Origin of the sequence: Mycoplasma testudinis ATCC 43263, from assembly GCF_000687795.1 — a bacterium.
In the GTDB taxonomy this organism is placed as follows: Bacteria; Bacillota_I; Bacilli_A; order Mycoplasmatales; family Mycoplasmoidaceae; genus Mycoplasmoides; species Mycoplasmoides testudinis.
Window position 1 is genome coordinate 1 of sequence record NZ_JHXT01000024.1, and the last position, 16,496, is coordinate 16,496.

Here is a 16,496-nt window from a genome sequence, read left to right on the forward strand (position 1 = left end):
CGGCTTTAAGAAGTGCATTCAGTGGTTCAGAAAATACTTCTGTCATTGATTTAATTAAACTATTGGCACTGCTAGCATCAAAAATATCTGGGTTTCCTAGTACCAATTGGTTAAATTGGTCCATTACTTTTCGATAATTTTCAGATTTAGGTGGTTTTGGAGTTATTTTCTTTGCCATCTTGTTAATCATCCTTAATTAATTATTTGAATTTTAACACGATGCCAATTTAACACACTTATTTCATTACTACCTAATTAATTATTTGAATTTTAACACGATGCCAATTTAACACACTTATTTCATTACTACCAAAGATTTAAAGTAAACTTATTTCATAACAATTTATTTAAAGAATTTATTGAAAACAGAAACGAAAATTATTTTAATTAAAATTTCTAAAAGTTCTAATCTTAAGAAGTATAGCATATATTTGTTTTTTTCTTACCACTAGATTTGAAACTATCTGAAATACTTGTAATAATCAGAATTTTCAAAAAGCAAATAAAAAAGCCACCTATGACTAGGTGGCTGAAATTTTAATGGTGGAGATGAAGGGGGTCAAACCCTCGACCTCCTGATTGCAAGTCAGGTGCTCTATCAATTGAGCTACATCCCCATAAAATGGTGGAAGTAAATGGACTCGAACCATCGACCTCACCCTTATCAGGGGTGTGCTCTAACCAACTGAGCTATACTTCCATGCTACAAAAAGCGTAACAATTATACATTATAATTTTTAATTTAATTCATTAAACAACAAGGGAAATAAATTTATTTCGTCATTTTTTAATTGCTTTGTATACACATATTGTTCCACTTGACTTAAATTTTCAAAACCACTAACATCAAACAATTTACTAATTACTACATTTGAACCCTCTGGAATTTGACTAAGTAAATTCTTTAAGCAATCATATGATTCAAAAACAACACTGTTACATTCATGAGTTTTGCGGTCATAAATGGCATATGCACCAGGAACCATATAAACATTTTCGTCATTTAAAAAAGCTAGTTTTAAAAATTTGCTTAAAGATAACAAGTCATAAGCAACGTAATTTTTAATATTGAAATTTTCAAGATAACGTCCATAGATAGAAACCATTGATGCAGCTAAATCACCGCTATAATCTTCGTAAATATTAGCTAATTTTATAAATGGGGTTTTATTTTTGTAAATAACACTCTCACCAACATCAATAAACGGATAATCTTTATAAATTTTTCAATGATCAGATTGAATGATAACTGCATCGTATTTTCTTCTTAATAAATCTAAGAACATTGGAAAATGCTTGGCAAGGATTCCAGTACCCCGTGCTTGATCACTTGCTACTAATCCATAAATGAGCCCTGCAGAGTACTCTTGGTTATTTGAAATAATCTTTTTTGGAAGAACCATCATTCCTAATTCAAAATTACCTTCGTTATTTTCAGTTATAAAAATTTGATCTGAATTAATGTAATGGTCTACTGTAAAATTAAAACAATCTTCGCTATCTTCTAAAAAATTTTTTAAGTAAGCTTTTTTATATTGCTGAAAAGCTAATGGTGAAAATTTATTATTAAGCATTTTTCAATCCTTTTATTAAAAGAAAGTGTTTTTCAATAACTTCAATTGGTTTATAAGTTCTTTTAATGTGGTCAAGTTGATCTGATCACATATCATCTTGGCGATCAATAAATAATACATCTGGATGATTAATGGAAATATTTTTAGAAATTAAATACTGATAAGATCCATGAACATCTTTGGCGGCATGCTCTACAAGAATTTCACAATAATCACCATGCTGAAAACTAATTGTAAGACCAATTAGTTTTCCTTCTAAATAAATGCCTATCCCCTTAATAATTTTTTGCTTGATGAAGTCTTCACATTCTTTTACAAATTCAAGTTCAGCTTCAGTATCAAACTTTGTATAAAGAGAACTTCAGTTTTGAAGGTAAGCCATTATCTCGCTGAAAGGGATTTCAAAGAGCTCTTTAATAACTGTTTTATCAGCGAAATTTTTTAAATAAAAATTAAGGTGGTTCCGCTTTTTTTGCATCTTTTTTCCACCCATTTTTTCAAGTTGTTCACGCGTGTATAAATAATTACTACGAACTGTAAATATTTTTTGAATTTCAAATTTACGTTCTAATGCTTCTAATTGTTCATTAGTAATGTCGTCAACATAAACCCCTAAGCATTTAGCACAATGAGCCATAATTGAAGAAATTTGTTTTGAAAGAACATTAACAAAAATTTCAAGATTTGGGGTGATCGGAGCTAAGATTTGATGCTTATTATGATCTTGATCTGGCATCTCGTAATTGTAAACATCATTCGTGTAATTAAGATATTGAACATTTGAATTAGCTATAAAAAAAATCGATGGAGTTTCTTGTGAAAATTCGTATTCCAAGTTAATTCCATAATGATTTCATGATCAATATGTAAAAGCAGAGAAAACACACTTCGGATTAACGATGTCCATTTTCGCTTGTAAATCTAAAACAGTTTTCTGATTTATCGTGGCCATATATTTAAAAAATATTTTTATAAATCTATCAATAAAAATTTTTGCAACGGATTCTTACAAAACTTAGTTAGAGGTAAATAAACGCAATAATTTTACAACTTTTTTTAAATCTTATAAATGCAATGATCAGGCATATTGCAATTTTTGCCATATTTTTAACGAAAAAACTCTTTTTTTCACAAAAAACAGCATTTTTAACATCATTTTTGCATCTAACAATAGTAATATATAGATATGGATGAACATTAAATTATGTTAATCAATGCCGTCATCTTTAAAAATAAAAAAGTTAATGGAATAAAAAATGACATTATTAAAGAATCCAATGGTTTCCATTTTAGTAACTTGTTTCAATAACGCAAAAGCATTACCTAGACTTTTCCAATCCATCCGGCATTTAGAATCCTTGAATTCACTAAAATTTATATTTTTGGATGATGGATCAAATGATGAAACCCTATCAAAATTAAATTATTTCAAATTAAACAATAAACAAATTAATATCCAAGTTTTAAGCAATGCTCGTTCAAATGGAATGGGGATAGCCCGGAATACACTACTTGACAATACTTCAACACCTTACTTTTATTATTTAGATAACCAAGATTATTTTCATTCCAAAGATTTATTTTTTACGTTCTTATATACTCAAAAAACGCATAATTGTGATCTTTTCGTCCCGCAAAGTAAATTTAAAAAAGAAAATAGCCTCTTCCGAAAAGAAGACCCGTTAATAGATGGAGTCGTTCCGCTTGACAATTTAATCAATCCTCAAAAATATTTATTGAATGTATACCCGCATGCTTGGAATATTTTTATTAAGACAGATTTTTTCAAAAATTTACATTTAAGGTTTATTCAAGGAGATGAATCTGGAGACTTTGCTGTCATTTATCCTCTTTTTCTAAAAGCAACAAGTTGTTACAGTATGAAAGACGATAGTTATACTCATATTTCAAATAAAAGTGGCATTTTATTTCCCCTAGATGCCAATTCAATTTTGGAATTATCCCATCAAATTCACGTTCTTTATCAAACGATTTCTCGCTTTGATAAAATTGATATCTTTACAAAACAATTTGCCATCGAAAATAAATTTTTTCGTGATCTATTTGAAGCATGATTTACTAAACAAAATTATAAAAACATTTCAAATAATCCCGAATTGCTAACTAAATACATCTACCACTTAGCGACGGTTTTAAACCAACACGGAATTCTTTATCGACTCAATGCGTTAAATCTAAAAGATTCAAAAAACAAAAACATCTTACAGTTTCTTGAGCTAGTTAAATCGTTAGATATTAGAATTCTTCAACCAAATGTAGACAAGGTTTCGGACTTACGGTTTTTAAATAAAAACACAAAGAATCTGACTGGAAGAATTAGTACGACTGAAATTTATAGCAAAACAACTGGTTTTAAAAAATAAAAGAAAACATTTTAATACAAGTGAAACATAAAAAAAATGCAAGCTATGAACTTGCACTTTTATACATTGTTTTTTAAAAACTAACGCTTGGTAAATTGTGGAGCTCTTCGGGCACCATAAAGACCGAATTTCTTTCGTTCTTTAGAACGAGCATCACGAGTCACTAACTTCCGTTGCTTTAACATTTTCTTAAAGTCTGGATTAATTTTTACTAAAGTTCTCGCAATTCCTAGACGAATCGCACCGGATTGACCAGTGAATCCGCCACCACTAACAACGATATTAATATCGTATAGAGATTTTGTATTGGTCAATTCCAATGGTTGTTCCATATCTTGAATTACGATTTTGTTTGGAAAATACTGTGAAGGATCGCGTCTATTCACAGTTACTTTTCCAGTTCCAGGAGTTAAAGTAACACGGGCAACAGACGATTTTCTACGTCCTAATCCATAAAATGATTTATCTGCCATAATTATTTAACTCCTTTCTTTTTAGGTGATCAATCTAATACAGTTGGATTTTGAGCACTTTCTTTATATTCGGGTCCTTTATAAACCTTCAATTTACGAATAATGAATTTGCTAATTCTGTTTCCAGGAAGCATTCCTTCTATAGCGCCATAAACCAATTTGTCAGATTGTTGTTCCAACATTTCTTTTCCTGTACGACTTTTGATCCCGCCAATGTGTTGACTATGACGGTATCATTTTTCTGTCAAAGCTTTGTTGCCAGATAGCAACACTTTATCAGTGTTATAAATAATTAGAAAATCACCACAATCTTGGTTTGGAGTGAAGTCCGCTTTATTTTTTCCACGTAATAAATCTGCTGCTTTAACAGCTAACTTTCCTAAAATCAAGTTTGAAGCATCGACCGCAAATCATTTTCGATTTTTGATTGCTGCTTCTTTTTTTAACATTGTTGTCTTTTGCATAAAAAACCTTTATAGTCGACTCGACTTTTAATTAAAGATCTTTGTTTTATTTTCCATATCGCGCTTGGTAAGAGCGCCCAAAGCAAATAAATTATATATGAAAAGACACAAAAATAAGGAAAAAAGTATAAAAACCCTAATATTTCAATCAATTTTTATAAATTTTGATTATTATTTCTGCAAAACAAAAGGTAAAACACAATCAATTTGAAGAAAATTTCATGTTAGTTGTAGCGGTTATGAAGCCCTTACACATAAAGAAAATACCACAGTAATTAATATATATAGGTATAATCATATAATCCATTTTGTGGATATTGCTGTTTACAATTCGTAAAACCGATGTCAAATCCGATTCCAACAATTTTTATAAAACTATTAAATTTGATTGTTGAATCTACTAAAAAGTTTTAACTTTAAGGAAGCAGAATGAAAAAATCTAGAAAACTCAAATGATCTTCATCATTTGCCTTATTAGGCGTGACCAGTGTTGTTGCAATTACAGCTGCAAGTTGTTCTCAAGCGACGCAAAAACCACAAGCAGACACAACCAAAAGTTCACAGCCAAGTTCAGATAAAAAAACAGCAGATACAACCGCTGCTAACAGCGGTGATGATAAACCAACAACACCACAACCCAACAATAAACCTGATGAAAATACTCATAGTACAACATTCACAAATCAAGATCTTGCTAAAATCTTTGTTAATCAGCCAATTACCGAAGGACACGAAACCGAAACTCCAGATTCAATTGCTGCGAAAATAACAGGAAATTATAGCGAACTAGCAAATTATTACAGTGTGAGTGTTCCAGCTAACATTATTGTTAATCAAAAATCAATTACAGCAAAAGTAAATGGTAGCAACATTGATATTAGTTTATCAGCATCTTCAAACAATCAAACCGCCAATGTAACTTTTCAAATAACTAATGTTTACCCACCAACTTCTGAAATCCGAACATTACTACCAGATCGCGTTCACACAGCAGCATATGACAATTTATCAGCACAAGAGGCCTTAAATAAGATTGTAGTTAACGGAAAAGTTGACCAACAACAATTGGAATTGGCTTACGGAACTCTACCAGAACACGACAAAAATATAAAATTGACATATGTATCTTCACGAATAGTTAATTCTGGAACAACCGTTGAATTAAGTTATTCTTATTCTTACGGAGATTCTGGTTCGCTTGATGTTGTGTTCTTACATATTACAGGATTTGCGATGACTGTTAATCAGCTAGCAGATTTATTTATTGGAGCAAACGCAAGTGCGGCTTCAAATGATTCTAGTATTCTTGTTAGTCAAGCGTTAGTCAATCCAACACAATACTACACAATCAAAACACCTCAAAATGCTAATGGTGGAACTGCAACTTTTGTAAGTGCTGCAGCTAATCAAAATAATAAGTCAGCAATTGATTACACTTATAATGTTTCTTTACCAGCGACTTCTAGTCAGTCGGTTAAAACTAAACAAATAACGATTACAGTTAAAGGATTCTTTAGTTTTGTCTTGCCGCCAAGCGAAACCAAAGGATTGGTTAGCAATTCAAATCCATGAAGTCCAATTAACCAAAAGTATTATGATTCAATTGGACTTCAAAATATGAGTCAAGCTCAAGTTAGTCAATTCTTACAAAATAATTGAAACAATAGCATCGCTAGCGATGTTACAAATATGTTACGTGTAATGTTCTCACAACGAACTAATACCACAGCCTTAAATCAATTACGAATTGAAATTAAAGCTGGATATAATAAAGGTGACAGATACGCTTGAACTAATGGTTACATGATTTCTTTTAAATTTGGAAACCAAGTTACTTGAATTTTTGGTTCAGACTCTCTTGAAGACCGACAAATTGCTAATTTTAATCCATCTGCTTTTGATGCCTCTGTTAAATCAGCAACTACTCCGACTGATAATTCGACAACTTTCACTTGAAGTTGGTTATTAAACAATTATCAAGAACAAGCTAGAAATGGCGGAAGCACAGTCGTAAATGGAACAGTAAACGGAAGAGGAGATTTATCGTTTACTTTAAACGAAAAACAAAAAGTAACACTTGATTCTAGTGGTAATGCTTATATTACTGCTGTACCAGTTAATGCTCAATATAGTCAAACAAGTACAAATAACAAAGACTTCACTAAATCAGCAAATAGTGGAAATCAAACAGTTGATTTACCAATTGGACAAATTATGTATTGATATTATCACCAAGATCAACAACAAGATTTTGCAAATAGTATTGTTGCTAACTACGTTGCTTACTTTAGAGGCGCATTAACCAAATCAGTTTAATCTTCAAATCCCATATACGAAAAGAAATATCAGGTTATTTGTAACCTGATATTTTTATTGTTTGTTTATTCAAATAATCAAAAATTAAGGCTTATAAGTTCAAACTAAATTTGCTAAACCATAACCATAAGTTTTTAGAAAGGCACGTTGGTCTGAAAGCTCTTGAGCTATAAAATTAGGCCCAGAAAAATCACTAGTTTTTAATTGATCTAAAGTAATTTTGGATTTTGAAATAGCTAACGCTTTATCAAAAGTTACATACACTCCATTAATATCAAATTCTAGTTTAAAAGCAATTCCCTTGTAATAACCGTCATCATCAACTCACATATAATAATGGGGGCTTGGATTTGCTCGATAAAGATCAAGGTTTTTAATAAACTTCGAACTAACAGGCAACGATGATCCATTGGTATCTGCACTAAATGATAATTTTGACAAAAATGTATTGTCAACAGTTATCCCATTATATTCTCCATTGGTTAAATGAATTAATTGCGTTTTCATATTTGGAACTAAAGCTCCAATAATTTTTCCTGTGTTATTTGCTTGACCAACAGCAATTGCACTAGGATTAGTATAAGGGTTGTTAATATCTGGCTTTTGGAAAGAACTTAAACTTAATAAATTATTCAATTCTTTTCTTAATCCAACTAGACCATTTATTTTGGAACTTGTGTTCATTCCGTTATTGTCTCCTGTCGGTGCACCCGTTGTTCCGGTAGGACTGTGACCTCCAGCAACGAGAGTATCTCCTGTTGAGGAATATCCGTTTTGAGCAGACGCGACATTAGCAATATCTTCAGGATTAAATGTCACTATAAAAACGTCCGTTCGAAAGCTAGCATCATTATTAAACAAATTAATGATTTGGTTAACAAAATCATCTTTTTTATTATTAGAAACAACAGCCTGCAAATATCAAATTGCCATCTGTTTTGTTGTTACTCCTGGAAATTGAATCCGCCAACGATAAAATTGACTTTGCAAATCTGTTCCAATGGGTGACATAGGAGTCAACAAATTAAAAGTAGCAGGCGCAGGTTGAGGGACTGGGGGTTGGGGCTGAGGTTGTGGTGGAACTGGTTGCGGAGTTAGAGTTGAAAACCCAGTTAAAGATATTATTTTACCTACCTTTGTAAGATCTGAACTGATTGACCCGTCAGGCGTAAATGATTCTAATTTCCCATCATCTACTTTTTGAATAACTAAATGTAGTTTCAATGTTCCAGTAAGGTTTGCATCAGTATTGGGTTCTTTTACTAAAACTGCTTTATATCCAGACTTTATTAAACTCTCACTTAATTCAGGAATGTGTTTTGAAAGTTTGACATTAATAGTCTCTAAAGATGTCCCGTCAGACAAATTATTAGAAACGTCAAACGCACTAGATGGTTCGGATTGCAAAGATTTGACAACCACAAACGAATTATCCATATCAAGTTTTTTGTAATACTCTGATATTTGATTTTTGAGTTGATCGATATTATCAATTGATTCATCAACTCTTTCTTCTCGCAAAACACTACCTTTATCAAAAGATGAATCCAAGACCATCACAACAGGTACAACAAGACCGACAGCACCAATTACGCTTCAAGTAATTACTCAAGTTTTTAGATTAAATTTAGATTGTTTCATATCTTACATCCATGGGTTTAGATAAACAATACTAAGAAGCCAAAGCGATGCAAGATGATGATTAAAAAGCTTTATATTTTAAATATTTAAAAAGCTGCTTTTGACTTATAAGTCGTATTTAATACCTATTTTAACAGATGGAACGATATGTAAACATTTGCATATGTAATTAGCGTATCAATCTTGCAACCTAGACAATATAACTAAAAAATAATTGCTGTTGAAATATTTATTAAAAAACAATACAATTTTTAAAAAATTTGAGCCGACCAAATTGAAAATTAAAATGATTGACATACTTTAAAAAACGATTGGATTTATAGTTAACAACAATAAAAATATCTCCATAGTTATTAACTTAAAATTGCTTTTATATAAAATTCTTACTATAATTTTGAAAAGGTAATTTCACATGGAAATTTGTTGGAAGGGATAAACCAAATGTCTACAATAACTAATCAAATAAAACAATTATTCGAAACAAAAATGCCGGAGTCTGAAAATCGAGTAACAAGAATGGAAGTAATTAATGAGGGGTTCACCAATACTTCATATTTTGTGGTGAATCAGCAAAACCAAAAATTCCAAGTAAGAATTGGCAACATCCAAATCAATCGCAATAATGAATCATTGTTTTTAAAGGCAATGGACAACTATGGTGGCTTCGTGTATTATGATGATAAAACAGGTAATGCAATTAAAAAATGAGTCGAAGGACGAATCCCGACAATCACAGAATGCCGTAGTGAAAAATTTATTAAAGCTTTTTCAAAAACATTGCGGAATTTTCAAAAACTAAAAGTTACTCAAAAAATGTCTAAAAGAGATTTTTATTGTTTTGAAAAAATTGCTGATTTTAAAGGAATTGAAAAAGCTTGAAACAAATACCGGGAATTAATCGAAAAATATAAAAGCCTACCATTAATTGCAAGTCATAATGATTTACGCCCGTCAAACTTAATTTGGGACGATAAAAACGTAACATTCCTAGATTTTGAATGAGGCACAAGAAACCATAAATATTGGGATTTATGCAATTTTTTAAGAGAAATTGAATACCCCTTAAAAGACTTAAAAAGAATTAGTGAGACCTATTTCAAAACCTTAGATTATGAGATTATAAAAGAATTTTTATACGCAACTACATGTTTTGCATACCAATGAACTTTTTTTCCAGAACTTAATGAAAAACTGTTGGCATACCGTAATAACACAAAACGTTTAATGCTAGATTACTTAAAACTAATTAGTTAATAAAATTAATTTCTATTTTGGCTCTAATTTATTTTATGAAATGAGATGTATCTTAATAACTTAAATGTCAAACAATAATACTTTGGCGATTGTTCCTATTACGTCAGTACATAAAGTCATATTTTTTTCATGAATTAGTTTATTGTTTTTTAAATCAATTAAGTCTGATACAACTTTAAGACATAATAAAGGTGTTTTGAAAAACAAGCAAGTTTGAGCGATTGCTGCTGCTTCCATATCAACGATTTTAAAAGACATATTTTTATCGTTTAATAGCTTGAAAGTCTTTTTATCTGCAAAATTGTCTCCAGTAGCTACTCCCCCGAATTGATAACAAACTTGAGTCGTATTTAACCATTTACTCGTTAATTTAATTAATCTAGAATCAAGACAATAGGTTATTGGATTATTCGGAACTTGACCAAACTTATAACCAAATGGAGTCAAATCAAAATCGCGATAAAAGGCTTGATCAACTAAAAATAAATCGCCAACTTTACAAGTACTACTAATCCCACCAACAGTTCCTAAATTAATAATCAAATCACACCCATTATTAATCAAAGTTGTTGTTGCTATTGCGGCATTAACCTTACCAATTCTGGAATAGAACAAACTCACCCTTATGAAGCGACTAGATGTCTTTTTGAGTTTTTGATTAAAGTAAGAAGTTCACAATTGATTCATTTCTAAATCAAAAGTAAGCAAACTTTTGGTTTGCTTAATAATTTTTATTTGGTTTGTTTTTTTGTGTCTTTGAATGGTTTTTATAAAACCTTGCGCTTCTTCAACACTAACAATTAATATTCCAAGATGGTTAATCACATTTACATAAAGGATTCAGAATCTGAATCATTAGATTTTTTAATAACCTTTTCGGCAATTCTTAATTTACTTTTTGGTCCGCTTTGAGTTGCGCGTTGTTTTAAGAAAGAAGACCTTGGACCGCCCGGACCTCTTTTAAAACGATTTTGACGATCTCCATCGCGACGTGAATCGTGTGATCATTTGTTACCGAATGATTTTCTTCCTTCTTCACTGCGGTTTTCACCATTGCGATCTTTACGGTTGTCATTATGACGGCTAAATCGGTTAAATGAACGAGTGTCTCCACCATGATTTTGATGATTTTGATCGAAACGGGATGGACGGTTATTAAACGGACGATCACCATATTCTTTTTTAATTCCGCTACCATCAGTTGAAGTTTCGACGGTTCGAAGACGATTATTAAAACGATTTCCTTGATAACGATCTCTAGGTCGATGATCATTATTATATTTGGAATTAAATCGGGATTGAACTTTGTATGATGGATTTAACCCGGTCCGGTATGATTCACGTTCGGGAATACTAATTGGTTCAAGACCATAGTCAGCAACATCCCGGACTTCAATTGCATTTTTCATTCTCCGGTTAATATCATCCATATCAACCTTTTCAAAAGCTGAACAGAAAGATACACAAAGACCTTTTTCATGAGCTCGACCAGTTCGCCCCATTCGATGAATATAAGTATCAGTGTTATTAGGAATATCGTATTGAACTACTACTCCAACTTTATTAACGTGAATTCCCCGAGCAGCAACATCAGTGGCTACTAAAACTGTTGTAGCCCCATCTTTGAAAGCGTCAATTGTTTTCTTCCGAACATTTTGCGGTTTATCTCCATGAATACCACGAGCTTTAATGCCAAGTTTAAACAAAAATTGGCTTAATAAATCTACTGTTCTTTTACGGTTACAAAAAACCATATAAGTAACTTTAGGATCTTTTTCGATTAAAGCTTTAAGTAAATCTTTTTTAAGGCGAGAATCCAAATAGAATACGCTTTGTTCAATATGAGGAATATCAGCGTCATCTAATTTAGCTTCAACATACTCATGATTAGGCATCATCCGTTCTGCCAAATTACGAATGTTTTTTGGTATAGTTGCAGACAACAATACAGTTTGAGCTGGTTTTTTAAGACTTTTATGAATAAATTTAATATCTTCAATAAAACCCATATCCAACATCATGTCAGCTTCATCTAAGACAAAGTGGTTAATTTCATTGATATCAATTTTATTTGAAGAAATTAAATCTCGAAGTCTTCCAGGAGTAGCGACGACTATGTCAACCCCTTGACGTAAAGTCTTAATCTGATGAAATTCTTTAACACCACCAATGATTAAACTTGTTCGTAATTTAGTTCCAAAGTTTAAGAGTTTAAAAGTTTGTAAGATCTGTTCTGATAATTCTCGGGTTGGACTTAAAATAATGGCACGAGGATTTTGACTAGTCGCCTTTTTTAAATGTTCAACAATAGGAATGACAAAGGCAGCTGTTTTTCCGGTTCCAGTGGGAGCTTTTGCTAAAACGTTCTTATATTCTAAGATTTTAGGGATGGCTTGAATTTGAACTGAAGTTGGTTCAGTAATGTTTGACCTTGATAATTGCTCAACGACTTCGTCGCTGACGCCAAGGCTTTTAAAATTTGGGTTATTCATAATGCTTTTTGATATTAGATAAATAAGTCATAGTGACTTTTGATGACTCTTATAGATTTAGTTGTATTTACTATTACTATAGTTTTTAAATGCAAGAGATAGCCAACCAATAATTGGGGTATCCAAATCTTGCATCTTAATTTAGTCGTGCTTATTATAATTTATTTTCCTTTTTTTTAACAGGCAATGGAAAATATGTGAATTGTGTATGTCAAGAATGAACTTCAATTTTTATTTAAATGTCTTAGTTCACTCACTTGACAAATTAATTTTTCGTTCTTCTTTTTAGTATTTGTTAGGAAAAGATCTTCTACCTAATTGCCATAAATATTGATCCAATTGCTTTAATGAAAATTTTCCGAGAGCATAAAACTTTTGAAAATGTTGCAAGACCCTATGAAAAACTTCATAGTTTCTAAGATCATCTGATGAAAAATTATCAAATTTATCTTTCTTTTTGTAAAAGTACAAAACCTTTTTTACATACGAATCGTAAATTGGGTAATTTGCAGGATTATGATGACTGCAATATTTTGTAGCAAAAGAATAAAAATTTTTTTAAGACTTGGAACAAATGCGATTTCGTTAACAATGGATAAATCGTCTTCTGATAACCTCTTGTCAATATTTAAGTCTTTTATGTGGGACGCAACAGAATATATATCGTAAATATTGGTGCTATAAAAATTGTTTAAAACACTACATTTTATTAGAATTTCACTAAGATTATTGTTAAATTTAAATGTCTCATTAAACAAATAATTTAGCGCATTTTCTTGATCAATATAATTTTGATGTCTATCCCATTCAGCAAGTCATCACTCAACAACTTCGACTGTTGGTTTAATTAAATATTTTGTTAAATGATTTTCTACACGTTGCATTTTTAATATCCTTAAATAACACTAATAGGTAGTACATAAGTTTTTTTGTTAATTGGATAAATCATACTGGCTGTACAAATAACAGCACATAAATCTACCTCATAATCTGGTGCTGCTAATTTCTTAAATGCTTTAATATCACTTTCTCCATATCTAACACCTGATTTAATCTCAATCAAATTCAATTTTCCGTTTTTGATCATTATTAAATCAATTTCGTTTTGATCGCGATTGCGATAATAATAAAAACCTGGGCTGAGAACATCAGAATTAGCGTATGACTTAATTATTTCATTAATAACGTATGTTTCCACTAGATGTCCACTAGTAACTCCTTTACTTAAAGTTAATGGGTCATTTTGTTTTAATAAAAAGCATACTAGTCCAGTATCGTTAAAATAAATTTTAGATCGTTTTATTACTCGCTTTGATAACGATGATTCAATATAAGGTTCTAAAAAGTAAACTAAATTAGAAGTTTCTAAAACGCCAATTCAGCTGGCTACTGTTTTAATGTCTATTCTCAATTTATTCGCAATATTTGAATAGATTATTTCGCAGCCGGTATAGGACGCTAGCAATTCAATAAACTTTCTAAATAGCGTCTTGTTATGTACAGAAACTATTTCACCCACATCTTTGTCTAAATATGTTTTTAAATAACTATCGTAAAAATTTGAACTATTAAGTTTTGGATTACGGTAAAGTTCAGGATATGAACCTCTTACAATTAATTTAAACAGTAAATCTTTAGTAAAACTTGAGTTATTTCAGCTCAAAAGTTTTTCTGGAATAATTTCAAATGGAATAGTTATTCGATCTTGGATCTCGTTGAACGATAAAGTTGGCATAGTTAAATACCAATCCTTCCTGCTAAAGACTCTGTTACATTTTTCATCAATTCATATTGGTGAGAACCAATTAAAATAAACATTCCGTTTGGATTGCGTTTTTCATATCTTGCTTTATTTACTAATGGCGCTATTTTTTTAAACAGTGAGGGTGCTTTTTGTATTTCATCAATAATTAAAGGACAAGGAAAAGTTTTGAAAAATAAATTAGGGTCATACAGCGCCAAATCTAGATTTTCCTCAATGTCCAATGAAACGTAATTTCAGCATAACTCATCTTTTAATTGCAAACATAACGTTGATTTGCCAACTTGTCTAGCACCAGTAACAAGAGTTACGGGAAAATCCCTTATATAAGTTAAAAGTTTTGTTTTTATTGATCTGTTTATCTTATAAATCATTATATGAAAATAAAACCAAAATTCCTATTCTACCGAATTTAAATTCCATATCTGCCGAATACAAATTGTAATTTCGATAGCATTTATCAGCCCTACTCAAAATAGTTATGGCTTCTGCATTAAAAATCATAAAAAAAATATCAAGTAGATAAGCTTTCGCATAACAATACTTGATATCTTTGTTGAGTTATAAATTAGTTAATTAAAAGATTATAATCCGTTAACGCTCTTACCAATTTCAGATAATTCTTTAAGGTCTTCCAATGCTGTTGTAATCATTCCTTCAACAGCTGAATCAGTGTATCAACCGATATGAGGAGTAATTAAACAACGAGGAAATAAATCCAAAAGTTTTTTAGTAACAGGGTTATCAATCTTTTTGTGTTTCATTCTGAATAAAGGTGCTTCATCTTCAACAACGTCTAATCCTGCTGCATGTAGTTTATTAGTTTGCAAGGCTTTTAAAATAGCTGCATCGTCTTCTAATTGACCACGAGAACAATTAATTAAAATTGCACCTTTTTTCATTTTCTTAATAAAATCTGCATTAATCATTTTTTCGTTCTTTCCAGGGAAATATGGAGTGTGAACCGAAACAACATCAGATTTTTTTAATAATTCATCTAATTCAACATATTTTCCACCCAAGGCTTTAAATTCGTCATTTTGGTATGGATCAAAACCTAAAATTGTTTTAGCTCCAATCCCCTTCATCATCTTAGCGTATTGAACTCCAATTTTTCCAACACTCAAGATTCCGACTGTGCTGTTTTTCATTTCTTTACTAAAGCCGTTAGCTTCAACTGTGAAGTCATAGTGTAAAGCTGATTTATATGCAAAATATAGCGGGTGGCGAGATAATGCCATTGTCATCGATACTGCTAATTCAGCAATTGCAGTCGGTGAATAACTTGGAACCCGAGCAACCTTTATTCCAGCTTTTTTAGCTTGTGCAACATCAATGTGGTTAAATCCTGCTGTCCTGGTAATTAAATATTTAATTTTGTGTTTGATTAATTTAGCAACAACCGCTTTTCCTGCATCATCGTTTTCACGAATAATTACTGCTTCAAATCCAGCAGCTTGATCTACTGTATCTATAGTTAAACGATCTTCCACCAACTTCAAGTCATGACCATATTTTTTGTTAATTTTTTTAAATGCTGGTGCTTCTACGTCTGAACTAACACCGTAAGCTATTAATTTCATAATTTCTCCTAGAATACGCGTCAAAATCATTAGGATGATGTTAACGCTTATTAATTTCTTTAATATTATAGATTTATTGTTGCTAAAGAGCACATTGATAGATAAATATTTGCATTGTTTTAAAACCAAAAGTAGTTTTTTAGAGATTTTAATTAACCTAAAACAATGAAAACACACAGTAAACAACATTTAAGCAAGCGTTGGTAGTAATGAAATAAGTGTGTTAAATTGGCATCGTGTTAAAATTCAAATAATTAATTAAGGATGATTAACAAGATGGCAAAGAAAATAACTCCAAAACCACCTAAATCTGAAAATTATCGAAAAGTAATGGACCAATTTAACCAATTGGTACTAGGAAACCCAGATATTTTTGATGCTAGCAGTGCCAATAGTTTAATTAAATCAATGACAGAAGTATTTTCTGAACCACTGAATGCACTTCTTAAAGCCGAAATGGATGAACATTTAGGAAGAAGCGAATACGAGCGTTCTGAAAACTCCAATCGCCGGAATGGTTTCATTGAAAAAACTGTTAGTTCATCAGTAGGGA

15 protein-coding genes and 2 tRNA genes are annotated in these 16,496 nt (G+C 31.1%); 4 read left to right on the forward strand and 13 right to left on the reverse strand.

The genetic code is table 4. The features are described from left to right. Nucleotides 1–541 precede the first annotated feature (541 nt). The 4 genes from T384_RS0105255 to T384_RS0105270 form a co-directional block, all read right to left on the reverse strand. Nucleotides 542–617, reverse strand: a tRNA-Ala gene (locus T384_RS0105255). A 6-nt stretch (nt 618–623) separates the two neighbouring features. After that, a tRNA-Ile gene (locus T384_RS0105260) sits at nt 624–700 on the reverse strand. A gap of 37 nt (nt 701–737) precedes the next feature. Continuing rightward, nucleotides 738–1,574: a hypothetical protein gene (locus T384_RS0105265; RefSeq protein WP_027120134.1), complete on the reverse strand. Its 837-nt coding sequence runs from the start codon at nt 1,572–1,574 to the stop codon at nt 738–740. After that, on the reverse strand, nt 1,567–2,526 hold the full coding sequence (locus T384_RS0105270; protein ID WP_027120135.1) for a phosphatidylglycerol lysyltransferase domain-containing protein: 960 nt from the start codon (nt 2,524–2,526) through the stop codon (nt 1,567–1,569). The genes T384_RS0105265 and T384_RS0105270 overlap by 8 nt, the downstream gene beginning before the upstream one ends. Nucleotides 2,527–2,830: 304 nt before the next feature. Here T384_RS0105270 and T384_RS0105275 point away from each other — a divergent pair, with 304 nt between their 5' ends. Next, nucleotides 2,831–3,958, forward strand: coding sequence for a glycosyltransferase family 2 protein (locus T384_RS0105275; RefSeq protein ID WP_027120136.1), 1,128 nt, complete (start codon nt 2,831–2,833; stop codon nt 3,956–3,958). Between the two features lie 80 nt (nt 3,959–4,038). On the opposite strand, the gene rpsI is transcribed toward T384_RS0105275, so the two are convergent. Both rpsI and rplM read right to left on the reverse strand, forming a co-directional pair. Continuing rightward, nucleotides 4,039–4,431 carry a 30S ribosomal protein S9 gene (gene rpsI / locus T384_RS0105280; RefSeq protein ID WP_027120137.1) on the reverse strand — a complete coding sequence of 131 codons (393 nt, stop codon included), beginning with the start codon at nt 4,429–4,431 and terminating at the stop codon, nt 4,039–4,041. A gap of 2 nt (nt 4,432–4,433) precedes the next feature. Then, nucleotides 4,434–4,895 (reverse strand): 50S ribosomal protein L13, encoded by a 462-nt coding sequence (gene rplM, locus T384_RS0105285; protein WP_027120138.1) that lies wholly within the window; start codon nt 4,893–4,895, stop codon nt 4,434–4,436. A gap of 429 nt (nt 4,896–5,324) precedes the next feature. Between rplM and T384_RS0105290 the strand changes: the two genes are divergently transcribed. After that, nucleotides 5,325–7,211, forward strand: a complete 1,887-nt coding sequence (locus T384_RS0105290; RefSeq protein ID WP_027120139.1) for a hypothetical protein — start codon at nt 5,325–5,327, stop codon at nt 7,209–7,211. 84 nt (nt 7,212–7,295) lie between these two features. On the opposite strand, the gene T384_RS0105295 is transcribed toward T384_RS0105290, so the two are convergent. Then, the gene (locus T384_RS0105295; protein ID WP_027120140.1) at nt 7,296–8,852 is read right to left on the reverse strand and encodes a hypothetical protein; all 1,557 of its coding nucleotides are present in this window, start codon (nt 8,850–8,852) and stop codon (nt 7,296–7,298) included. A gap of 441 nt (nt 8,853–9,293) precedes the next feature. Here T384_RS0105295 and T384_RS0105300 point away from each other — a divergent pair, with 441 nt between their 5' ends. Beyond that, nucleotides 9,294–10,106, forward strand: a complete 813-nt coding sequence (locus T384_RS0105300) for a phosphotransferase (RefSeq protein ID WP_027120141.1) — start codon at nt 9,294–9,296, stop codon at nt 10,104–10,106. Between the two features lie 60 nt (nt 10,107–10,166). Here T384_RS0105300 and mtnN read toward each other — a convergent pair whose 3' ends face one another. From mtnN to T384_RS0105325, 6 genes are all read right to left on the reverse strand, one after another. After that, nucleotides 10,167–10,931 carry a 5'-methylthioadenosine/S-adenosylhomocysteine nucleosidase gene (gene mtnN / locus T384_RS07070; protein WP_052663586.1) on the reverse strand — a complete coding sequence of 255 codons (765 nt, stop codon included), beginning with the start codon at nt 10,929–10,931 and terminating at the stop codon, nt 10,167–10,169. Between the two features lie 2 nt (nt 10,932–10,933). Beyond that, on the reverse strand, nt 10,934–12,598 hold the full coding sequence (locus tag T384_RS06695) for a DEAD/DEAH box helicase (RefSeq protein ID WP_052663588.1): 1,665 nt from the start codon (nt 12,596–12,598) through the stop codon (nt 10,934–10,936). Nucleotides 12,599–13,077: 479 nt separating this feature from the next. Beyond that, a complete protein-coding gene (locus tag T384_RS06700) occupies nt 13,078–13,482 on the reverse strand; it encodes a hypothetical protein (RefSeq protein WP_211247137.1) in 405 nt (134 codons plus the stop codon). A gap of 11 nt (nt 13,483–13,493) precedes the next feature. Then, nucleotides 13,494–14,333: an ATP-binding protein gene (locus T384_RS06705; protein WP_052663589.1), complete on the reverse strand. Its 840-nt coding sequence runs from the start codon at nt 14,331–14,333 to the stop codon at nt 13,494–13,496. A gap of 2 nt (nt 14,334–14,335) precedes the next feature. Next, nucleotides 14,336–14,734, reverse strand: a complete 399-nt coding sequence (locus T384_RS07075; protein ID WP_052663590.1) for an AAA family ATPase — start codon at nt 14,732–14,734, stop codon at nt 14,336–14,338. Between the two features lie 210 nt (nt 14,735–14,944). Beyond that, nucleotides 14,945–15,943, reverse strand: a complete 999-nt coding sequence (locus tag T384_RS0105325) for an NAD(P)-dependent oxidoreductase (RefSeq protein WP_036499332.1) — start codon at nt 15,941–15,943, stop codon at nt 14,945–14,947. Between the two features lie 276 nt (nt 15,944–16,219). Between T384_RS0105325 and T384_RS06710 the strand changes: the two genes are divergently transcribed. After that, nucleotides 16,220–16,496, forward strand: a 277-nt coding sequence (locus T384_RS06710; protein WP_036498677.1) for a transposase, incomplete at its 3' end; no start/stop codon positions are given.